This is a genomic window from Mesorhizobium sp. B2-3-2, from assembly GCF_006442295.1.
Classification (GTDB): domain Bacteria; phylum Pseudomonadota; class Alphaproteobacteria; order Rhizobiales; family Rhizobiaceae; genus Mesorhizobium.
Map to the genome: position 1 here is coordinate 243,434 of NZ_VFWA01000001.1, position 19,111 is coordinate 262,544.

Below are 19,111 nucleotides of genomic sequence, written 5' to 3' on the forward strand. Positions count from 1 at the left end.
TGGAGGATCGAATGAAGCTCTTCGACGGCGGCCAAGCGCCCAACCCAAGACGGGTTCGCGTTTTCCTGGCCGAGAAGGGAATCGCGGTTCCGCTGGTGTCCGTCGACATGGGCGCGCTGGAACACAGGCAACAGGCGGTCAGCTCGCGCAATCCACTGCGGCGACTGCCGGTGCTGGAGCTTGACGATGGCACCGTCATCACCGAGTCCGTCGCGATCTGCCGCTATTTCGAGGAACTCAATCCCGAACCCGCACTGTTCGGGCGCGGGGCGCTCGGCAAGGCGCAGGTAGAAATGTGGCAAAGGCGGATGGAATTCAACCTGCTGACCTGCGTCGCGCAGGCCTTCCGCCATATCCATCCGGCCATGAAGGAATGGGAAATCCCGCAAATTCCCGAATGGGGCGAGGCCAACAAGCCGAAGGCAATCGAATTCCTGAGACTTCTCGACGGCGAGCTGGGAACCCGCGAATTCGCCGCCGGCGACGCCTATTCGATCGCCGATATCACCGGGATGATCGCCATCGATTTCATGAAACCGGCTCGCATCAAGGTGCCGGACGAGTGCAGCAATGTGTTGCGCTGGTATCGGATGATTTCGAGCCGGCCGAGTGCCGCGGCCTGAGGATGACTGCAGAACTCGAAAGCCTTGCCGCGACGGTTCGCTCCTGCCGCATCTGCGTCGACAATCCGATCGGCCGGCCACTGCCGCACGAACCGCGCCCGGTGCTGCGGCCCTCGTCGAAAGCCCGCATCCTGATTGCCAGCCAGGCGCCGGGAACCAAGGTGCATCTGTCGGGCATGCCGTTCACCGATGCTTCGGGCGACCGGCTCAGAGACTGGCTCGGCGTCACCAGCGAGGAGTTCTACGACACCGAGAAGTTCGCCATCGTGCCGATGGGCTTCTGTTTCCCCGGCCAGGACGCCAAGGGCAGCGACTTGCCGCCAAGGCGGGAATGCGCGCCGGCTTGGCGCGCGCCGTTGATGGGGCTCATGTCACAGATCGACCTGGTGCTGACGATCGGCATCTACGCGCAGTCCTGGCACATGGGTGCCGCGCGGCGCCCGTCCCTGACGGAAACGGTGAGGGACTGGCGCTCCATCTGGGAGAAATCCGCTGGCCAGAAGGTGCTGCCGCTGCCGCATCCGTCCTGGCGCAACACCGGCTGGCTGAAGCGAAATCCCTGGTTTGAAATGGATTTGCTGCCTTTCCTCAGGTCGGAAATCCGCTATCGCCTCGGTTAGACATTCAGCAAGAAACCACCGGCTTTTCCGCCAATCAGCAGAATTTTTTTCTTGTGAAAGGCTATAATAACGCCGATTATGGCCAATCCATTCCTTCAGGAGCATTCGATGGACCGCCTTGACCGAAAAATTCTCCGCCTCCTGCAGGAGGACGCGACGCTCGCGGTCGCAGATGTCGCCAAGAAAGTGGGACTGTCGACGACCCCTTGCTGGCGGCGCATCCAGAAGCTCGAGGAAGAGGGCGTCATCAAGCGGCGTGTCGCCATTCTCGATCATGAAAAGGTCAATGTGCGGGTCACCGTCTTCGTCTCGATCCGCACCAATTCGCACAGCCATGAATGGCTGCGGCGCTTTTCCGAAGTCATCCAGGAATTCCCCGAGGTGGTCGAGTTCTACCGCATGAGCGGCGATGTCGACTATCTCCTGCGTGTCGTGGTGCCCGACATTGCAGCCTATGATGCCTTCTATAAGCGGCTGATCGCTAAGATCGAGATTCGAGACGTCTCGTCCTCCTTCGCTATGGAGCAGATCAAGTACACGACCGAGATCCCGCTCGACTACATGGTGCTGGACAAGGAATCTGGTGCGAACGCGGCCTGAGCTTGCGTGGCTTATGCGTGCAAAGCTCGCCTTGCTTAGTTCTTCTTTTTGTTGAGGAAAGTCCAAGGCGAGTTGACCGGTAGGATGACTGTGTCCGGCACGGTGTCGACGCCGGTCACGCTTGCCCTGCGCACGGTGTAGCCCGACTGGATGACCGAGACGCCGTCCAGGATGAAGAGCTGGCTCTTCTCCATGCCTGGTTTCAGCGCGCCGGTTACGGAAACCGGCTGGTAGGCCTGCGACATCCTGTAGGGATGAGCCGGTGTGACCAGGACGATCTGGTTGGGTGGCGGTGTCGGCATGTGGCTGCAGGCGCCGGTCCACGGCACCAGCAGGAACTGATAGACAAGGTCGCCGTCGCGATCGACAGGCAGGGCGTAGCCGGCCAACTCGATGGTCTTGTCCTGCAGATTCAAGGACAACGTCTCGCCATGGTCCGGAATCTTGGCCGCGATCATCGGCAAGCCGGCATCCTCGGCGGCGACCTGGCTGGCGGGCCGCAGATCCTTCCAGAGTATATGGGCGGTCTCGGCCGAGGCGCCGACGGCGATGGACCCGAACATCGCGACTGCCAGCGCGGCGGTTTTGAGATGGTTGCTCATTGGGCCGCTCCCTTTCACCCGAATTAAGCCGCTGCCATCAGCAACGTCAACGTTCGGCCCGCATCACATGTCGGCGAGAACCCGCATACGGACGATCTCAGGCACTCTCTCGGCAAGCCGGTCCAGCGTCTTTGGACCCGTTAACTCCTTCACGGCGTCCCGGCCGATCCAGCGCGCTGTCTTGTCGGATGATCCGGCCAGCTTTTGCGCAAGCGCAAGGGCAGGAGCATGCAGTGCCGCCGAGCGTTTGCCAATCTGCCGAAGCGCCCAGTTGACCGCCTTCCTGACGAAATTGCGCGGATCGCCGGCATGCGCCTCGATCAACCGCAGATAGACGAGAAAGGTCGCGTCCGGCTCCTGCTTCAGATGCACTGCGCTCCAGGCCACCATGGCAAAGCCGGCGCGGCGCACGAACTCGCGTTCGTCGGCAACAAACTCCTCGATCAACTCACGCCGGAACGGCGTTTCGGCAAAGAGATCCGAGACGCTGTCGACGATCTCCCAGGAATCGAAATCGCTGGCCCAGCGGCGGCACTGCTCGGCCGTGATCCTTTTCGGCTCGCCGGTGAACGCCGCCATCAGCCGCGCCTCGCGAACACCGCTGTCCCACAGGGCAAGCGCCCGCTCGTGATTGCGCTTCAGCTTGCGCGCCAGCGGCCGCAAATCCGAATTGCCTACACCAAGCGCCGTCGCGATGTTTATGCCGAACCGGGCCATGCCGGCGCGGTTTTCCTGCGTGCCGATCGAGCGCAGGTGAGCGACGATCTCGTCCGCGCTCCAGCTCGGGCCGGGCAGGGACATCTGCGTTCTACTTTTCCAGCCGCGCCAGCAGCGAGGACGTGTCCCAGCGCCTGCCGCCCATCGCCTGGACGTCCTTGTAGAACTGGTCGACGAGCGCCGTCACGGGCAGCGTGGCGCCGTTGCGGTCGGCTTCATCAAGGCAGATGCCCAAATCCTTGCGCATCCAGTCGACCGCGAAGCCGAAGTCGTATTTGCCTGCATTCATCGTCTTGTGCCGGTTCTCCATCTGCCACGAGCCCGCCGCGCCCTTGGAGATCACATCGATGACCTTCTCGATGTCGAGCCCGGCCTTCTTGCCGAAATGGATGCCTTCGGACAGTCCTTGCACCAGCCCGGCGATGCAGATCTGGTTGATCATCTTGGTGAGCTGGCCGGCGCCCGCCGGTCCCATAAGCCCGACCATCCGGGCATAGGCGTCGATGACGGGCCTGGCTTTGTCGAAGGCGGCCTGATCGCCGCCGACCATGACGGTCAGAACGCCGTTTTCGGCGCCGGCCTGGCCGCCGGAGACGGGCGCATCGAGGGACGAGAAGCCGCGCTCCTGTGCGGCCTCGGCCAACTCGCGCGCGACCTCGGCCGATGCCGTGGTGTTGTCGATATACACGGAGCCCTTTTTCATGGCCTGAAAGGCACCGTCCTTTGCCGTCGTCACCGAACGCAGATCGTCGTCATTGCCCACGCACGAGAAAACAAAGTCCTTGCCTTCGGCAGCCTGCGCCGGCGTCAGGGCGAGAGCGCCGCCATGCTGGGCGACCCATTGCTCGGCCTTTGCCCTGGTGCGGTTGTAGACGGTGACGTCGTGGCCGCCCTTATTCTTCAGATGCGCGGCCATGGGGTAGCCCATGACGCCAAGACCGAGAAATGCCACCGATGCCATGGCTTGTTCCTTCCGACGGGAGCAGAGATTGCAGTTGCGGAAGGTCTAGGCCATGCGGCGGATTCGTCAAGGCGCGTGCCGCACCATCGACTGGCACAGATCGGGTAGGCTTACCGTTTCAGGTGAATGGTGATCCGGCGCTCGATCCATTCGACGCCGTGGCGCAGGATCTCGACCATCACCAGATAGACGATTGCCACCCAGACATAGGCCTGGAAGTCGAAGGATTTGGCGTAGGCGAGTTTCGCATTGCCCATCAGGTCGTAGACGGTGATGATGGCGACGATGGCGGAAGCCTTGATCATCAGAACGAGTTCATTGCCGTAGGGTCGCAAGGCCACGATGATCGCCTGGGGCAGAATGACCTTGCGCAGCGTCTGCAGCTTGTGCAGGCCGAGCGAAGCGGCGCCTTCCCACTGGCCCCTTGGAACGCTCTCGATGGCGCCGCGCAGGATTTCCGCCTGATAGGCGGCCGTGTTGAGCGCAAAGGCGAACACGCCGCAGTTGAACGCGTCGCGGAAGAACCACCATAGCCCGACCGATTCGAGCTGCACGCGGAAAGAACCGACCCCGTAATAGACCAGGTAGACCTGGACGAGCAGCGGTGTGCCGCGGAAGAAATAGACGTAGCAATAGGCAGGCCACGACAGCAACCGGTTGTTCGACATGCGGCCATAGGTGACGGGCAGCGACAGGATGGCGCCGGCCACCATCGACACCGCCACCAGCGACAGGGTGGTTCCAAGTCCCTGCAGATAGGCCGGAGCATATCGTGCGAAGAACTCGCCGTTCCAGGCGGAGACCAGATAGGCCAGTATACCGAAGCCGAAGAGGATCCAGAGGCCGACGAATGCGTATCCCACGATACGGGCACGCGGCCACCCGCGCGCCGGCGGCGGCGGCCGATCGACGGCAATGGTGTCGGTGACGCTCATCGCGCTTCCTTCTGTCCGAGCGACCGCAAGATGAAGCCGGTGGCGATCGAAGACAGGATGGCCAGGATGAGAAAGACCAGCGCCGCGACGCTGTAGAACAGGAACGAATGTTTGGTGACGCGCGCCGCGACGCCCGCATTGCGCAAGGTCTCGGCGAGGTTGACGACCGAGACCAGGGCTGTGTCCTTGAGCAGGCTGAGCCAGCAATTCTCAAGACCGGGGAAGGCGATGCGCAGCAATTGAGGCAGGATCACCTTGCGCATGGTCAGCCACTTCGACAGACCGATCGCATAGCCGCCCTCATACTGGCCCTTCGGAATGGCGCGAAAGGCCGAAAGGAACACCTCGCTGGCATAGGAAGAGAAGATCAGCGAGAGAACGATCATACCGGCGATGAAGCTGTCGACATCGATCGTCGCCTCGGGCCTGAAGAAGCGGATGATGTATTGCAGCAGGATGGGCATGCCGAAGAAGAACAGGAAGAGCGTCACCAGCTCCGGAAGGCCGCGAAACATGGTGGTGTAAATGTTCGCGGCCAGCCGCAGCGAAGGCTCTTCGGATTGCTTTGCCCAGGCAATGAAAAAGCCGATCGTCAGGCCGATCGGAAGCGTGGCGAGCGCCAGCGCGATGGTGACCACCGCGCCATAGGCGATATCGTCAAGCCAGCCATTGGGTCCCCAACTGAGAAGTGTCCATATGCTTTGGGCTGGCATCGAGTGGTGTTATCTCCAGAGCTCCCAGATCGGGTAAGGCGGCAGGGGGACCCTGCCGCCCTTGGAGTGATTATCAGGACTCGGCGCCGTAGACGTCGAACTTGAAGTACTTGTCGTTGATTTCCTTGTATTTTCCGTTGGCCCTGATGGCGTCGATCGCGGAATTCAGCTTGTTGACCAGATCGGTCTCGCCCTTACGCACGGCAATGCCGGCACCAGGTCCGAAAATCTCGACCGGCTGCGGCGAGGGCTGGCCGAGGATCTTGCAGCAGGCACCGTCAGGCGAATCCAGCCACTGCTGCAGCACCACGATATCATCCTCGATGGCGTCGAGGCGGCCGTTGGCCAGATCCGCCTGTTCCTCGGGGCTGCTCGGATAACCCTTGATCGTGCTGTCGGTGTAGGTCTTCGAGGCATAGTTGAAATGGGTCGTCGTGGTGGCCACGCCGATACTCTTGCCGGCGAGGTCCTCCTTGGTCACGCCCTTCAGCGTCGAATCCTTCGGCACGGCCAGCGCCGAGGGCGTGTTGTAGTATTTGTGAGTGAAGTCGACCTTCTCGGCACGCTCCGGCGTGATCGACATCGAGGCTACGATGGCGTCGAACTTGCCCGCCTGCAGCGCCGGGATGATGCCGTCCCAATCCTGGGCGACGAAGGTGCATTTGACCTTCATCTCGTCGCAGAGCGCCTGTGCGATGTCGATGTCGAAGCCGACGAGCTTGCCGTCCGAGGTCAGGTTGTTGAAGGGCGGGTAGGCGCCTTCGGTGCCGATCCTCAGGGTTTTTTCCTGGGCCTGGGCTACGCCGAGCGTCAGCAGCGCGGCCGAGGCGGCGAGCGCGATACGCAGTGCAATACGCATGATGGTCCTCTCTTTATGGTCCCGGCCGTCGTTCCGAAACGGCTCTGTGGGGCGGTGCTTTTGACCGCCCGCTGGCCCGATACTCCCACTCTTTCCAAGAAAAAAGCAACTGCAAAACCACGAAAATCGGCAATGTCCTTCTGCCGTTACGTTACTTCTTCAAGCAACGAGGCCGGTCGCGCGCTCGATGAAGTCGGCTATCGATTTCACGTCGTCGAGATCGAACACCGGCAGGCTGTTGTCCTCGATGACGAAGTCGGCCGCGATGGCGACGATTCCGGGATCACCCGCCGAAAGCGGCGTCCGGTCCTTCGCCTCCAGGCGCCGGGTTTCGATCTTGAGATGGGCTTCGCGCTTGTAGCCTTCGACCAGCACGATGTCGGACGGCGCAAGCCGCGACAGGATCGCTTCCAGCGCCGGCTCATCCTCTCCGCGCAGTTCGTGCATCAACGCCCAGCGATTGGCGGAGACGACGGCGACTTCCACGGCTCCTGCCTGCCGATGGCGAAAGCTGTCCGCGCCCGGCTTGTCGATGTCGAAATCATGATGGGCGTGCTTTACGGTCGAAACCGTCCAGCCGCGCCCAACGAGTTCCGCGACCAGTTTCTCAGTCAGGGTCGTCTTGCCGGAGTTCTTCCAGCCGGTGATGCCGAAGAGGCGCTTGTTCATCTCAGATGCTCTGCAGCAACCGCGCCGCCTTGGCAAGATCGTCGGGCATGTTGACGTCGAAGAAAGGATCGATAGCCTGGCCCTCGGTTTCCAGCAGTGGAAATTCAAAATCCCGCAATGTCTCTCACCATCGAGCCCTTGCGCCGTCGCGGAAAATCACGGGGTTCTCCGCGAGCCCCTCATATGCCGTCCGGGGCCATGGCAGGACCAATGCTTTCCGCGACGATCCTGCGCCGGCCGACGACCCGCTCACGATAAAGCGCGTAAAGGCCGGAGCCCACGATTGTGCTGGCACCGATGATCATCGTCATATCGGGGACATCGCCGAAGACCAGCAGACCGAGCACAATGGACCAGAGCAGCGCCGTATAACGGAACGGCGCTATGAAGGAAATCTCGCCCGAGCGCATCGCCATGATGATGAATTGATAGCCGATGAGCACCAGCACTGCCGCGAGCGCCAGCAGCGCAGTGGCTTTTCCCGTCATCGGTGTCCAGCCGCCCATCGGCGACAGCAGCAGCGCGCCGACCACGGTCATGGCCAATGCCGTTGCGGTGGAGACGAGCAGCGTCGGGATAGCCTGCGGAATCCGCTTGGTGGCGAGGTCGCGCACCGCGCAGCAGGCGACGCTGGCCAGCGCCACCAGGGAAAACATGCTGAACCCGTCGAAGCCCGGGCGCACCACGACCAGCACGCCGGCAAATCCGACAGCGATCGCCAGCCAGCGGCGCCAGCCGACCGCCTCGCCGAAGACAAGGGCCGCACCCATTGTCACGGCCAGCGGCAGTGCCTGCAGGACGGCCGAGACGCTGGCGATCGGCAAATGGGCAAGCGCGACCAGGAAGGTCACCGTCGCGCCGGCCTCGGCAAGGACGCGCAGTGCCACCAGCGGCTGCAGCATCGAGCGCGGCCGGACCAGCGCGCCGCGCTGCCAGGCGAGCAGGCCGACGAAGAGCGAGGCAAATGCGCCTCTGATCAACATGACCTGCGCCATGTTCATCGACTGCGACGAGTATTTGGTGATGGCGTCATTGAGGGTGAAGCCGGCCATCGCCACCACCATGAACAACGCACCGCGAAGATTGGGAGAAAGGGGCAAGATCTCTACCGGTTCTGCTTTGAAAAAAGCCTGTAGCAGCCGGGAACGAAACAGCAATGACAAAGGGCTAGGCCACGGCCTTGATCGCGGCCCGGAATTCAACCGCGGATGGTCGACCGTACGTCTGCGGCGCCGACACCTCGTTGCCGTCCTTGCCCAGGATCGTCCAGTGGGAAGATCAGCCGCCGGTGACGCTCATATGTCGCGACACGGAGGGGCGGCTGGTGCGGCGGTCGATGATGAAATCATGCCCTTTCGGCTTGCGCCCGATCGCCTCGTCGATCGCCGCACCGACCAGCTCGTTGCCTTCGGACGCGCGCAACGGTTCCCTGAGATCGGCGGCATCCTCCTGGCCCAGGCACATAAAGAGCGTGCCGGTGCAGGTAAGCCGGACGCGGTTGCAGCTCTCGCAGAAATTATGGGTCATCGGCGTGATGAAGCCGAGCCGGCCACCGGTTTCCGCGACATGGACATAGCGGGCCGGACCGCCGGTCTTGAACGGGATGTCTGTCAACGTGAACTGGCGCTCCAGCGAGGCGCGCAGCAGCGACAGCGGCAGGTACTGGTCGGTGCGGTCGGCATCGATCTCGCCCATCGGCATGGTTTCGATGACGGTCAGGTCCATCCCCCGGCCATGCGCCCAGCGCATCATCTCAGGCAATTCGGCGTCGTTGAAATCCTTCAGCGCCACGGCATTGAGCTTTATCTTCAGTCCCGCCGCCTGCGCCGCATCGATGCCGGCCATGACCTTGCCGAGATGGCCCCAGCGGGTGATGGCGTGGAACTTATCGGCATCGAGCGTGTCGAGCGAAACATTGATGCGCTTGACGCCGCAATCGGCGAGCTCGGCGGCAAAACGTGAAAGCTGCGAACCGTTGGTGGTCAGCGTCAGTTCTTCCAGCGCGCCGCTTTCGAGATGACGCGACAGCTGGCGGACCAAGTGCATGATGTTCTTGCGCACCAGCGGTTCGCCGCCGGTGAGGCGCAATTTGCGCACGCCTTTTGCGATGAAGACGCTGCACAGCCGGTCGAGTTCCTCGAGCGACAGCAGGTCCTTCTTGGGCAGGAAAGCCATGTCCTCGGCCATGCAATAGGTGCAGCGAAAATCGCAGCGATCGGTGACCGACACGCGCAGGTAGCTGATCGTGCGGCCGAAAGGATCGATCATGTCCATGCGTGAAGGGTTTCCCGTGCTGTGAACGACGGCGTTATATATCGCTATGTGATACGATCCGGCCTGTCGTTCAAGATAGCCGCTCTCGATCTTTGGTAACATTCCCCGGCCGACACCGGATGTCGGCTGCCTGGTACGGGCTTTTCCAATCCGGCGAAGCGGCGTAGGGAAGGGCGGTTCGAAACGGAAAAAACACTATGACGGCGCCGAAGGAACTGCGGGTCTCCAAAGACCGCAAACTGCTCTCCGTGACCTTTCCCGGCCACCAGCCATTTGAGCTGCCGGCCGAGTTGCTGCGCGTCGCCTCGCCGTCGGCCGAGGTGCAGGGCCATTCGCCCGACCAGCGGGTGACCGTTCCCGGCAAGCGCGATGTCGCCATCCTCAAAATTGAACCGGTCGGCAACTACGCAGTGCGCATAACCTTCGATGATTTCCATGACACCGGCATCTTCACCTGGAATTACCTGCACACGCTCGGCCACGAGAAGGATGCGCGCTGGAATGCCTACCTTGCCGAACTCGCTCAAAAGGGTCTCAGCCGCGACCGTTAGCCGGCGGGCGTCGTCAAGATGTCATGGAGCCGGAGTAGGGGCGGCGGATCGGGAGACGAGACAATGTCCATCATAACCACCGTCGAACAGCTTGAAGCGCTCTATGGCCTGCCCGGCGAAGCCTCGGTGGTCAAGGAACTCGACCACGTCATTCCCGAATACGCCGCCTTCATCGAGGCCTCGCCCTTCGTCGCGCTGGCGACCAGCGGGCCGGAAGGGCTGGATTGCTCGCCGCGCGGCGATCTCGCCGGCTTCGTGCGCATCGTCGATCCGAAAACCCTGATGATGCCGGACCGGCGCGGCAACAACCGCGCCGATTCGCTGAAGAACATCATTCGCGATCCCCGCGTCGGGCTGCTGTTCCTGGTGCCGGGCTCCGGCACGACGCTGCGCATCAACGGCCGCGCGCACATCACCACGGATGCCGCGCTTTGCGCGTCGTTCACGGTCGACGGCAGGCCGGCACGCTCGGTGACCGTCATCGATGTCGATACGGTCTATTTCCAATGCGCCCGCGCCATCGTGCGCTCGGAGCTGTGGAACCCGGCAAGGCATGTCGATCCGAAGTCCCTGCCGACGCCAGGAAAGATCCTGGAGATCACGAGCCGCAGGAACATCGACGGCGCCGCCTATGACAAGGAATGGCCGGAGCGGGCGAAAAAGACGATGTGGTGAGCGGGCGGACCGCAATGGCGGTCAGGCGTCCTTCAACACCTCGTAGATCTTGCGCATCTGCTCGCCGATCATGTCGCACTGCTCCGGCGTCGACTGGCTCATCGCTTTCTCGATCAGCGCCATGTGCACCTTCAGCGCCTGCATCAGCAGTGCCTCGCCGGCTTCGGTGAGGGCCAGCCGCAGGATGCGCTTGTCCTTCTCGTCGCCTTCGCGACGCAGGAGGCCGCGCGCCTCCAGCTGCGGCAACAGCATGGTGATGTTGGAGCGGCCGACGAGCAGCTTGCGGGCGAGATCGTGCTGCGACATGCCGGGATGGCGGTAGAGATTCATCAAAACATCGAGTTGCGCGGGCTTCAGATCGAGCGGCGCGAGCTTCACGGCAAGCGTGCGCTCCAGCACATGGCAGGCGCGCGCGACGGCGACCCAGTTGCGAAACCGCGGGTTGTCCCAGGGCAGCTCTTGTTTATTGTTCATCTTTGAACTATTATGTTCATGCTTGAACGTATGGATGGATTCCCACTATGGCATCATTCGGACTGAAGGTCATCCGGGGTGTATTCGGGGCCGCCGAACATGTCGCCCCGCGCCTTACGGGGCGCGCCGCATTCGAGCTGTTCTGCCGCACGCCGAACGCCAGGGCGCTGAGCGAGGGAGAACGTCGCGCCGTGGACCGCGCGGCAGATTTCATGGCCGAAGCGCGGCATCACCGGCTGAAGGCCGGATCCGGCTGCATCATGGCGCATGAATTCCGTCCGGAGCCGGGCAGGGCGTCCGCCGGAACGGTTCTCGTCGTCCATGGCTGGCGCTCGCGCACCGAATATATGCGCATGCTGATCGAGGGCTACCGCGCCGCCGGCTACAGGGTCGTCTCGCTCGACCTTCCCGGCCACGGCCAATCGCATGGCCGGCGATTGAACATGGTCAACGCCGTGGATGCGGTGCGAATGGCAGGCGAATGGTTCGGCCCATTCGCGGCGGTGGTCGGTCATTCCTTCGGCGGCGCCGTCGCCGCCAATGCAATCGCGGGATCGATCAGGAACATTGCGCCGCTAGCGGCCGGGCGCCTGGTGCTGATCGCCGCGCCGAGTTCATTGCCGGCCATCTTCGCCGACTTCAGCCGCATGCTCAATGTCGGTCCGCGCTCGCAGGCCGCCATGGCGGACCGTGTCGAACACCTTTCCGGCCGGCCGCTTAGCGAATTCACCGGCGATCGCCAGCTTGCCCAGGCGCGGGTGCCGACGCTGGTCATTCACGCACCCGACGATCGCGAAGTCTCGGCCGATCATGCCTGGCGTTATGCCGGCGCCGGTGACCATGTGTTGCTCCACTGGGCCGAAGGGCTCGGCCATCGCCGCATCCTGGCGGACAAGGGCGTGGTGGAACGCGCCGTCAGCTTCGTGGCCGCGCACCGGGAGCCGTCGCTGCTCCATTGAGCCGCAATCAGGGCTGTTTCTTCTTCTCGCCGGGTTCCACCGGCAGTCCAGCAGCCTTCCAGGCGGTGTAGCCGCCAAGGATATGCTTGACCGGCGACAGCCCCATGTCCTGCGCGGTCTTGGTGGCGAGCGCCGAACGCCAGCCGCCGGCGCAGAAGAAGACGAAACTCTTTCCCGAAGCGAAGAACGGCTTGTGGTAAGGGCTCTCGGGATCGATCCAGAATTCCAGCATGCCACGGGTGACATGTTTGGCGCCGGGAATCCTGCCGTCGCGTTCAATCTCGCGAGGATCTCGCAGGTCGACAAAGATGGTGCCTTCGTCCTCGATCAGGGCTGCCGCTTCCTCGGGCGAAAGCACTTCGATCTCGGCATTCGCCTCGTCCAGCAGTTCGCGATAACCCTTTTTCACAGTCCGATCCTCCCGGCCGTTTAGACTGGCGCTCCGTCCGTTAGGATTTCGAGCACAACGCCCGGCGTTTGTCATCCCGCGTCGGGACCCGCCATCGTCTTCCAGGCCGCCATCGCCCCGTTCACGGTCGCCATCAGGGCGCCAAGCGAAGCACCGTCGCGCGCCTGGATCGACATGCCGTGCTGAACGGTCGCGAAGAAGGTCGCGGCGGCCCCGCAGTCGAAACTCCCCGGCAATTCGCCTTCGGCCACGCCACGCTCCAGCCTCCTCTGCAAGGCTGCATGGTTTTCGGCGCGACGACGGCGCAGGTCGTCGCAGATGGCGCCGCGCGAGCTGTCCTGATGCAACGCGCCGAGCGTGATCAGGCACCCTTGCGGGCGATCGGTCTGCGAATAGGCCCTGGCGGTCTGGCGCAGGAAATCCTCTATCGCCTTGCGTGCCGTCGGCGCCTCGTCCAGTGCGGTCCAGATGTCGGTGCCTTCCGCCTGCGTGTAGAATTCGGTCGCTTCGAGGAAGAGCGCCTCCTTGCTGCCGAAAGCGGCGTAGAGGCTCGGCGAGTTGATGCCCATGGCCCGAGTCAAGTCGCTAATCGACGTGCCTTCATAGCCCTTGGCCCAAAACACCTCCATCGCGCGCCGCAAGGCGGCGGTTCTGTCGAAGGTGCGGGGGCGGCCTCGTTCCGACATGATGCTCTTTCTGTGCTCATCGATACATAATTCAGTTGACGGGGCCGGACAAGCCTGACAGTTATTTATGTATCGCTCGTTACATAAAGGAGAGCTCAATGTCATCGAACCGTTTGAGCGGCAAGGCCGCGCTCGTCACCGGCGGCAGCCGCGGCATCGGCGCGGCGATCGCGCGCAGGCTGGCGGCAGACGGCGCCAGCGTGGCGCTGACCTATGTCAATGGCGAGGAACAGGCCCGCGCGGTGGTCGGCGAAATCGAGGCCAAGGGGGGACGCGCCATCGCCATCAAGGCCGATAACCGCGACGCTGCGGCAGTTGCCAGGGCGGTCGACGATGCCGCCTCGGCCTTCGGACGGCTCGACATACTGGTCAACAGCGCGGGCATCTGGCGCGCCGCGCCCGTCGACACCCTGTCGCTTGCCGACTTCGACGAAACCATGGAGGTCAATCTGAGAGCGCCGTTCGTAGCCTCCAAGGCCGCGGTGGCACACATGGGCGAGGGCGGCAGGATCATCTCCATCGGCAGCAATTTGGCGGAGCGCGTGACCGACACCAGCCTCAGCGCCTATTCCGCGAGCAAGGCCGCGCTTGTCGGGCTGACAAAGGCCCTGGCGCGCGACCTCGGCGCGCGCGGCATTACCGCCAACATCGTTCATCCCGGCTCGACGGACACCGACATGAATCCGGCAGGCGGTCCGCATGCGGATCACCAACGGCAAAAAATGGCCACTCCGCGTTTCGGCGAGGCCGATGAGGTCGCCGGGATGGTCGCCTGGCTCGCCGGTCCCGAAGGGCGCTTTGTAACGGGCGCCGCGCTGACCATCGACGGCGGCGCCAACGCCTGACCTCGCCCGATGACCGTGACGGCCAGAGGGATTGTGTTCGCTCCGGCCGTCACGTTGTTGTGAAACTGTTCTGCAACAGCCGCTCCAAAATTTATGAAAGCTTAACGAAATCGGTATGAATCGGTATAGTTGCGTCTTACATCCGCCATGCGGTGGGCAAGACGGTCGAGCGTGCTGAACGGGAGCCGGTTGCAGCCGGAGCGGGTGATCCATGAAATTGCCGGGAAACAGAGCTACCGCGTTGCCGCTTGCAGCGCTCGCGGCGACGCTGGCCCTGGGCACGCCGCAAGCAGGCGCGCAGGGGCTTTTCGACATGCTTTTCGGGGGCGGCGTGAGGCACGAGCCGCGAGGTGAGTTTCCCCCTCCGCCGCCAAGGTACAAGCCGAAACCCAACGTATCTGCCGGCGGTGGCGGCGGCAGCGTAAAGATCAGCAGCCCTTCCTACTACACCTACAAAGCCGACAAGCTTGTTCGCGTCGACTTCTCGGCGCTTATGGCAGCGCCGCAGCCGGCAACGCCGCAGGACGCCGCCTTCGTGCCGTCCGCCACCGGCAACGCCTTCCGCGAGGCAATCGCCGGACTGAGCGACTACGAGCTCTATGCGGAGCCCGCTATCGCCAAGGCGCTGATCGCCTATTATTCAGCCAATCCGGATTTCATCTGGGTGACCGGAGCCGGCGCCAACAGCCGCGCGCAGGATGCGGTGCGGGTGCTCGGCGAGGCGGCGAGCTACGGCCTGACACCGTCCGACTACACGGTCGACGTGCCGCCCGCCGCCGCGTCGACAGGCGATGCCGATGCACGCCTGAAGGAGTTCGTGCGCTTCGAAATGGCGCTGTCGGCGCGCGTGCTCCGCTATGTCCATGACGCCCAAAGCGGTCGTGTCGAACCCAATCGCATGACCGGCTACTATGATTTCCCCGCCAAACCGCTCGACATGGAAGGCGTCTTGAAGACGCTGGCGCACACCCAGGAAGTGCGCACCTATCTCGAATCGCGGCATCCGCAGAACGCGGAGTACCAGGCGCTGCGCGTCGAACTGGAGGCGCTGCAAGCGAGCGCCGAGAACGAGATCGTCGTCGATCCCAAGCTGTTGCTGAAGCCGGGCGAAACCAGTCCCGAGCTTCCCAAGCTGCTGACCCTGATCGCGCGCAATCTCGACGACGAGATGGGCGGCGCCTATGGCGAAGTGCTGTCGCGGCTCGTCACCAGCGAGGTCTACCTGCCGGAGCTGGTCCCGGTCATCAAGGCGGTGCAGCAAAAGGCGGGCATGAAGGGCGACGGCGTCATCGGACCGCGCACCGTCGCGTCGCTGGCCGGAACGTCCAAGGCCGACCGGCTGCTCAAGGTGCAGGTGGCGCTGGAAGAACTTCGCTGGCTGCCGTCCGACCTCGGCAGTCCGCGTGTCTTCATCAACCAGCCGGCCTTTACGGCAAGCTACATCGACAATGGCGAGGAAAAGCTGAAAACCCGCGCGGTCATCGGCAGGACCACCAACCAGACCGCCTTCTTCTACGACCAGATCAAGCAGGTCGACTTCCATCCCTATTGGGGGGTGCCGCAGTCGATCATCGTCAACGAGATGCTGCCGAGATTGCGCAGCGATCCGGGTTATCTCGACCGGGCCGGCTATGAGGTGACCGATTCGCGCGGCAAGCGCATCCCGTCATCGGCGGTCAACTGGGGCGGCTATGGCGCGAACATCCCCTACAGCGTGCGCCAACTGCCGAGCGAGGCCAATGCGCTGGGCGAATTGAAGATCCTGTTCCCCAACAAGCACGCCATCTACATGCACGACACGCCGCAGAAATCGTTCTTCCAGCGTGACATGCGCGCGCTCAGCCATGGCTGCGTGCGCCTGCAGGATCCGCGCGGCATGGCGGCCGCGGTGCTGGGCACATCGGTCGACGATATCGCCGAGAAGCTGAAACACGGCCATTCGACCGAGAATGTGACACGCACGATCCCGGTCTATGTCGCCTATTTCACCGCATGGCCCGACATGTCGGGCAAGGTCGAATACTTCAACGACGTCTACGACCGGGACACGCGTCTGAAGCAGGCCTTGGACGCTACCGAAGCGGCGCGCTCGCCGTCGAGCTGAGAATTCAGCGGGCCGTGAGCGGCCGCCGGAAACCGGCGTCGCGCCCGGCGATCAGCCAGTAGACAAGCCCGGCGACCAGGCCGGCGGCGGCGATGATGCCGATGTCGGCCCAGCGCTCCGGAGCCATGTCCTCCAGCGCGCTCGGCCAGATCAGGGCAAAGCCGCCGACCGCCGCCGCCCCGCCGAAGAGCATGTGCAGCAGGGCGTTGCGCAACGAGAAGAATTCGGCGATCAACGCGAAGACCAGGGTCTGCAGCCCGGTCAACACGATCGTCAGGAAATAGATGAACATGCCGAGCGGCGGCACCGCCAGTGCCGCGATCGGCGTGACACCCATGAAGTCGAAATAGCCCGGCGCGTCGGGCAGGGAACTGAGCACGGCATAGATGGCCGCCACGGCGATGAGGCCGATCAGCACGGCGACGAGATAGCCGGTAAGCATCATCAGGATGCGTTTCAACACATGCTTCGCCATGCCCACCCCCGTGACGCTCCGATGTAATCAGCCATCAAAGGTGCATTGACGCAATGGTGGCGGGCCGCGCGCGTATCACGCCACAAGGCCGGGCATTTTCAAAGGGAACCGGTGATCACTGCGGGGAGCGATCGCGGAAACCGGTACTCGCCCCTCACAGGTGTCTCCTGACGAAGCTATCTGGGCTCTGCGGTCACGGGATCGTAGGTGATTTCGACCTTTGCCTTGTCGGCGGTGTAATAGGTGACCGTATAGGCGCCATCATCCCAGTCGACCTCTTTGACATAGCGGAAGCCGTCGCGCTGTTCGACCTTGGCGATGATGTCGGACAATTTCTTGGCATTGGGAGGCGGCAAAGGCTTATCGTCCGCGGCGAAAGCCGGCCCGGCGACGAGAAGAATGGCGATGCTGGTCGCCAGAAGAAGTCTGGACATGATTTTCCCTCACTTTGACAGATAGAAACTCCCGATGATGATCGTTTGTTCCGAACGGAAGCCATTGGTCGATCGGAGCTTTCCGGCCGTGATGCGTCATTGCGGAGGCATCAAAGCACATGGCGTGTCGAAAGTCGTCCAAAGCCGTTCGCGTAGTTGTGGGAGGCGGAATATCCGGGCTCGGATTTGGGGAGATGGTGGGCGATGCAGGGATTGAACCTGCGACCCCACCCGTGTGAATGCTGGAATCGTGCGTTTCTGCGGATTTCTGGAAGTAACTTTGACGCTGTCTAAGTGTCGCTTTTCATTGTGTTTTGTGTCGCTCGCGGGTATTAGGAAGGTACCCGAAGATTTCTCGTTAGTGGCGACCCGGTGGCGACCCGGAAAACGAAAGGCACCCCGTGAAACTGAAGCTTACCAAGATCAGTGTCGATGCCCTCAAGGCGGCCGACAAGCGGTACCGCGTCTTCGATACCGAACTGCCCGGCTTTGCAGTCCAGGTGTCTCCGGACGGCACGAAGCGCTGGCAGGTGGAGTACCGGCCTCATCCAGGCGGTCGCGGGTCGACAAGGTCGAGCAGGAGGCGCTGTTGGCCGTTTGCTCTTTTCCTGCCGTCAACCGAGATGATCGCCGCGCCAAGGCGAATTATTTGCTCGATGTCGAGGCTCGGGGCGAACTCGATTTGCCAGATCATATACAGGCGATCCTGCACTCAACCATTTGAAGCTGCGGCGTCGAATGCACGAACGCGGCGAGGTCAAGGCATCCTAGCTGGTACGAGCTGGGGCCAAGCTGGATTGCCGAATCTGCTTTGGTGAAGTTGCCGTTTGTTCTACAGGATGTACTGGGGTTTCAGGGTGTTGGGTGATTCGTCTAGCTGAACTGTGGGACGAATGGCCATCACATAGATTAGTTGGCCATTTGGTATCCGAAGTAGAAAATGGACGAATTGGAAGAGCCGATCAGGAAGGCTTATGACAAAGCACTTAGCGAAATTCCTGCTGATCACATGGGAGAGATTGGAGGAGGTCTTTTAGCCAAAGACGTTCTTCGGGCTCATTTCCTGATAGCAAACCACTTTTATCTTGAAGGTGAAGGCCTTGGAGGCATCGGCCCTAAGAGCATTCCGTTGCTTCTTTCAGCAGTGGATCGTCAATTTGTAGGATATGGCGGAACTCCAAAATGGACAGATCGCTTTGATATTTGCGCAACGCTGTTCTTTGGCCTCATTAAAAACCATGCCTTTCATGACGCAAATAAGAGGACTGCCTTCCTTTCAGTTTTGTTTCTTTTGTACCGCTTTGGATGGTGCCCGTCTGTACCTGAGACGGAATTTGAAGATTTTACAGTAGAAATATCGGATAATCTTTTATCAAAGTATGCACGATACAAGGATTTAGTTAAAAATGGTGACCCTGATCCTGAAGTGCGTTTTATATCCTGGTACCTCAGAAGGAATACGAGGCAAGTAGACAAGTCGCAATATTCCGTAACATTCAGAGAGCTAAAAGTCATTCTTAATAGGTACGGCTTCGATTTAAGGCACCCAAGCGGAAACCACATAAACGTGGTTCGGTTGGAAAAACGACGACGTTTTTTTGGCTTGGGTGCGCTTGAGGAGTTTGAGACGCGGGTGTGCCAGATTGGTTTCCCTCGCTGGACGGCAGAGGTCGGCAGGTCTGCTCTGAAAACGGTTCGCGAAGCGACAAATCTCAGTGCACGAGATGGGGTCGATTCGGCTGCTTTCTTCAAAGGCTTAGACCCAATGCAAAGCCTCATCGCTTCGTACAATAAGCCCCTCATGAGCTTGGCCAATCGGTAGGCAGTGCCGACTAATACCAAAGGCCTTCCAGACCGAGCGCGGGTCACGAGCGGGCGACGCTGCTGGGCAAATGCTTTGAACTCATTGCCAGCGGGTCGGTCCGC

23 protein-coding genes and 1 pseudogene are annotated in these 19,111 nt (G+C 61.9%); 9 read left to right on the plus strand and 15 right to left on the minus strand.

Translation table 11 applies throughout. The annotated features are described in order from the left end of the window. The first annotated feature begins 11 nt into the window (after nucleotides 1–11). The 3 genes from FJ964_RS01130 (at nucleotide 12) to FJ964_RS01140 (ending at nucleotide 1,843) form a co-directional block, all read left to right on the plus strand. Nucleotides 12–623, plus strand: coding sequence for a glutathione S-transferase (locus FJ964_RS01130; protein WP_140548446.1), 612 nt, complete (start codon nucleotides 12–14; stop codon nucleotides 621–623). Beyond that, nucleotides 563–1,243 carry a uracil-DNA glycosylase family protein gene (locus tag FJ964_RS01135; RefSeq protein ID WP_140548448.1) on the plus strand — a complete coding sequence of 227 codons (681 nt, stop codon included), beginning with the start codon at nucleotides 563–565 and terminating at the stop codon, nucleotides 1,241–1,243. The genes FJ964_RS01130 and FJ964_RS01135 overlap by 61 nt, the downstream gene beginning before the upstream one ends. Nucleotides 1,244–1,351: 108 nt before the next feature. Beyond that, nucleotides 1,352–1,843 carry an Lrp/AsnC family transcriptional regulator gene (locus FJ964_RS01140; protein ID WP_006205209.1) on the plus strand — a complete coding sequence of 164 codons (492 nt, stop codon included), beginning with the start codon at nucleotides 1,352–1,354 and terminating at the stop codon, nucleotides 1,841–1,843. Between the two features lie 35 nt (nucleotides 1,844–1,878). Here FJ964_RS01140 and FJ964_RS01145 read toward each other — a convergent pair whose 3' ends face one another. The 10 genes and pseudogenes from FJ964_RS01145 to moaA form a co-directional block, all read right to left on the minus strand. Next, nucleotides 1,879–2,445 (minus strand): DUF3299 domain-containing protein, encoded by a 567-nt coding sequence (locus FJ964_RS01145; RefSeq protein WP_140548450.1) that lies wholly within the window; start codon nucleotides 2,443–2,445, stop codon nucleotides 1,879–1,881. A gap of 63 nt (nucleotides 2,446–2,508) precedes the next feature. Next, nucleotides 2,509–3,246 carry a DNA alkylation repair protein gene (locus FJ964_RS01150; protein WP_140548452.1) on the minus strand — a complete coding sequence of 246 codons (738 nt, stop codon included), beginning with the start codon at nucleotides 3,244–3,246 and terminating at the stop codon, nucleotides 2,509–2,511. A gap of 7 nt (nucleotides 3,247–3,253) precedes the next feature. Continuing rightward, complete coding sequence (locus FJ964_RS01155; protein WP_140548454.1) at nucleotides 3,254–4,123, minus strand: NAD(P)-dependent oxidoreductase; 870 nt, start codon at nucleotides 4,121–4,123, stop codon at nucleotides 3,254–3,256. Nucleotides 4,124–4,233: 110 nt separating this feature from the next. Then, the gene (locus FJ964_RS01160) at nucleotides 4,234–5,058 is read right to left on the minus strand and encodes an ABC transporter permease (RefSeq protein ID WP_140548456.1); all 825 of its coding nucleotides are present in this window, start codon (nucleotides 5,056–5,058) and stop codon (nucleotides 4,234–4,236) included. Beyond that, nucleotides 5,055–5,771 carry an ABC transporter permease gene (locus FJ964_RS01165; protein ID WP_140498632.1) on the minus strand — a complete coding sequence of 239 codons (717 nt, stop codon included), beginning with the start codon at nucleotides 5,769–5,771 and terminating at the stop codon, nucleotides 5,055–5,057. The genes FJ964_RS01160 and FJ964_RS01165 overlap by 4 nt, the downstream gene beginning before the upstream one ends. Nucleotides 5,772–5,844: 73 nt before the next feature. Further along, nucleotides 5,845–6,630 carry an ABC transporter substrate-binding protein gene (locus FJ964_RS01170; RefSeq protein ID WP_140498631.1) on the minus strand — a complete coding sequence of 262 codons (786 nt, stop codon included), beginning with the start codon at nucleotides 6,628–6,630 and terminating at the stop codon, nucleotides 5,845–5,847. A 159-nt stretch (nucleotides 6,631–6,789) separates the two neighbouring features. After that, a complete protein-coding gene (gene mobB / locus FJ964_RS01175) occupies nucleotides 6,790–7,299 on the minus strand; it encodes a molybdopterin-guanine dinucleotide biosynthesis protein B (RefSeq protein ID WP_140548458.1) in 510 nt (169 codons plus the stop codon). Nucleotide 7,300: 1 nt separating this feature from the next. Continuing rightward, a pseudogene (locus FJ964_RS31750) lies at nucleotides 7,301–7,405 on the minus strand (molybdenum cofactor guanylyltransferase MobA); the annotation flags it as partial. A gap of 73 nt (nucleotides 7,406–7,478) precedes the next feature. Next, nucleotides 7,479–8,399, minus strand: a complete 921-nt coding sequence (locus FJ964_RS01180; protein ID WP_140548460.1) for a DMT family transporter — start codon at nucleotides 8,397–8,399, stop codon at nucleotides 7,479–7,481. 178 nt (nucleotides 8,400–8,577) lie between these two features. Beyond that, complete coding sequence (moaA, locus tag FJ964_RS01185; protein ID WP_140548462.1) at nucleotides 8,578–9,573, minus strand: GTP 3',8-cyclase MoaA; 996 nt, start codon at nucleotides 9,571–9,573, stop codon at nucleotides 8,578–8,580. 197 nt (nucleotides 9,574–9,770) lie between these two features. Between moaA and FJ964_RS01190 the strand changes: the two genes are divergently transcribed. Beyond that, nucleotides 9,771–10,124 (plus strand): DUF971 domain-containing protein, encoded by a 354-nt coding sequence (locus FJ964_RS01190; protein ID WP_140498625.1) that lies wholly within the window; start codon nucleotides 9,771–9,773, stop codon nucleotides 10,122–10,124. Nucleotides 10,125–10,187: 63 nt separating this feature from the next. Beyond that, nucleotides 10,188–10,799, plus strand: coding sequence for a pyridoxamine 5'-phosphate oxidase family protein (locus FJ964_RS01195; RefSeq protein ID WP_140548464.1), 612 nt, complete (start codon nucleotides 10,188–10,190; stop codon nucleotides 10,797–10,799). A gap of 21 nt (nucleotides 10,800–10,820) precedes the next feature. Here the strand turns inward: FJ964_RS01195 and FJ964_RS01200 are convergent, their stop codons facing one another. Next, entirely contained in the window at nucleotides 10,821–11,273 is a 453-nt protein-coding gene (locus FJ964_RS01200) for a MarR family transcriptional regulator (protein ID WP_140548466.1), read from the minus strand. A 47-nt stretch (nucleotides 11,274–11,320) separates the two neighbouring features. Here FJ964_RS01200 and FJ964_RS01205 point away from each other — a divergent pair, with 47 nt between their 5' ends. Further along, on the plus strand, nucleotides 11,321–12,232 hold the full coding sequence (locus tag FJ964_RS01205; RefSeq protein WP_140548468.1) for an alpha/beta fold hydrolase: 912 nt from the start codon (nucleotides 11,321–11,323) through the stop codon (nucleotides 12,230–12,232). A 7-nt stretch (nucleotides 12,233–12,239) separates the two neighbouring features. On the opposite strand, the gene FJ964_RS01210 is transcribed toward FJ964_RS01205, so the two are convergent. Together FJ964_RS01210 and FJ964_RS01215 are read right to left on the minus strand one after the other, a co-directional pair. Further along, nucleotides 12,240–12,641 (minus strand): rhodanese-like domain-containing protein, encoded by a 402-nt coding sequence (locus tag FJ964_RS01210; protein ID WP_140548470.1) that lies wholly within the window; start codon nucleotides 12,639–12,641, stop codon nucleotides 12,240–12,242. Between the two features lie 71 nt (nucleotides 12,642–12,712). Beyond that, the gene (locus tag FJ964_RS01215; RefSeq protein WP_140548472.1) at nucleotides 12,713–13,327 is read right to left on the minus strand and encodes a TetR/AcrR family transcriptional regulator; all 615 of its coding nucleotides are present in this window, start codon (nucleotides 13,325–13,327) and stop codon (nucleotides 12,713–12,715) included. A gap of 98 nt (nucleotides 13,328–13,425) precedes the next feature. On the opposite strand from FJ964_RS01215, the gene FJ964_RS01220 reads away from it, so the two are divergent. Together FJ964_RS01220 and FJ964_RS01225 are read left to right on the plus strand one after the other, a co-directional pair. Next, on the plus strand, nucleotides 13,426–14,172 hold the full coding sequence (locus tag FJ964_RS01220; RefSeq protein WP_140548474.1) for an SDR family oxidoreductase: 747 nt from the start codon (nucleotides 13,426–13,428) through the stop codon (nucleotides 14,170–14,172). A gap of 211 nt (nucleotides 14,173–14,383) precedes the next feature. After that, on the plus strand, nucleotides 14,384–16,276 hold the full coding sequence (locus tag FJ964_RS01225; RefSeq protein WP_140548476.1) for a murein L,D-transpeptidase: 1,893 nt from the start codon (nucleotides 14,384–14,386) through the stop codon (nucleotides 16,274–16,276). 4 nt (nucleotides 16,277–16,280) lie between these two features. On the opposite strand, the gene FJ964_RS01230 is transcribed toward FJ964_RS01225, so the two are convergent. Next, complete coding sequence (locus FJ964_RS01230) at nucleotides 16,281–16,751, minus strand: hypothetical protein (RefSeq protein WP_181172327.1); 471 nt, start codon at nucleotides 16,749–16,751, stop codon at nucleotides 16,281–16,283. 176 nt (nucleotides 16,752–16,927) lie between these two features. After that, nucleotides 16,928–17,185 carry a PepSY domain-containing protein gene (locus FJ964_RS01235; RefSeq protein WP_140548480.1) on the minus strand — a complete coding sequence of 86 codons (258 nt, stop codon included), beginning with the start codon at nucleotides 17,183–17,185 and terminating at the stop codon, nucleotides 16,928–16,930. A 940-nt stretch (nucleotides 17,186–18,125) separates the two neighbouring features. Here FJ964_RS01235 and FJ964_RS01245 point away from each other — a divergent pair. Beyond that, complete coding sequence (locus FJ964_RS01245) at nucleotides 18,126–19,007, plus strand: type II toxin-antitoxin system death-on-curing family toxin (RefSeq protein ID WP_140548484.1); 882 nt, start codon at nucleotides 18,126–18,128, stop codon at nucleotides 19,005–19,007. Nucleotides 19,008–19,111 lie beyond the last annotated feature (104 nt).

Coding starts and splice junctions, on each gene's coding strand:
- FJ964_RS01150 (WP_140548452.1), bottom strand. CDS start 3,246: ATGTCCCTGCCCGGCCCGAGCTGGAGCGCGGACGAGATCGTCGCTCAC.
- FJ964_RS01205 (WP_140548468.1), top strand. CDS start 11,321: ATGGCATCATTCGGACTGAAGGTCATCCGGGGTGTATTCGGGGCCGCC.
- FJ964_RS01145 (WP_140548450.1), bottom strand. CDS start 2,445: ATGAGCAACCATCTCAAAACCGCCGCGCTGGCAGTCGCGATGTTCGGG.
- FJ964_RS01245 (WP_140548484.1), top strand. CDS start 18,126: ATGGACGAATTGGAAGAGCCGATCAGGAAGGCTTATGACAAAGCACTT.
- FJ964_RS01140 (WP_006205209.1), top strand. CDS start 1,352: ATGGACCGCCTTGACCGAAAAATTCTCCGCCTCCTGCAGGAGGACGCG.
- FJ964_RS01235 (WP_140548480.1), bottom strand. CDS start 17,185: ATGTCCAGACTTCTTCTGGCGACCAGCATCGCCATTCTTCTCGTCGCC.
- FJ964_RS01130 (WP_140548446.1), top strand. CDS start 12: ATGAAGCTCTTCGACGGCGGCCAAGCGCCCAACCCAAGACGGGTTCGC.
- FJ964_RS01225 (WP_140548476.1), top strand. CDS start 14,384: ATGAAATTGCCGGGAAACAGAGCTACCGCGTTGCCGCTTGCAGCGCTC.
- mobB (WP_140548458.1), bottom strand. CDS start 7,299: ATGAACAAGCGCCTCTTCGGCATCACCGGCTGGAAGAACTCCGGCAAG.
- FJ964_RS01190 (WP_140498625.1), top strand. CDS start 9,771: ATGACGGCGCCGAAGGAACTGCGGGTCTCCAAAGACCGCAAACTGCTC.
- FJ964_RS01230 (WP_181172327.1), bottom strand. CDS start 16,751: ATGGCGAAGCATGTGTTGAAACGCATCCTGATGATGCTTACCGGCTAT.
- FJ964_RS01220 (WP_140548474.1), top strand. CDS start 13,426: ATGTCATCGAACCGTTTGAGCGGCAAGGCCGCGCTCGTCACCGGCGGC.
- FJ964_RS01165 (WP_140498632.1), bottom strand. CDS start 5,771: ATGCCAGCCCAAAGCATATGGACACTTCTCAGTTGGGGACCCAATGGC.
- FJ964_RS01170 (WP_140498631.1), bottom strand. CDS start 6,630: ATGCGTATTGCACTGCGTATCGCGCTCGCCGCCTCGGCCGCGCTGCTG.
- FJ964_RS01195 (WP_140548464.1), top strand. CDS start 10,188: ATGTCCATCATAACCACCGTCGAACAGCTTGAAGCGCTCTATGGCCTG.
- FJ964_RS01155 (WP_140548454.1), bottom strand. CDS start 4,123: ATGGCATCGGTGGCATTTCTCGGTCTTGGCGTCATGGGCTACCCCATG.
- FJ964_RS01160 (WP_140548456.1), bottom strand. CDS start 5,058: ATGAGCGTCACCGACACCATTGCCGTCGATCGGCCGCCGCCGCCGGCG.
- FJ964_RS01200 (WP_140548466.1), bottom strand. CDS start 11,273: ATGAACAATAAACAAGAGCTGCCCTGGGACAACCCGCGGTTTCGCAAC.
- FJ964_RS01215 (WP_140548472.1), bottom strand. CDS start 13,327: ATGTCGGAACGAGGCCGCCCCCGCACCTTCGACAGAACCGCCGCCTTG.
- moaA (WP_140548462.1), bottom strand. CDS start 9,573: ATGGACATGATCGATCCTTTCGGCCGCACGATCAGCTACCTGCGCGTG.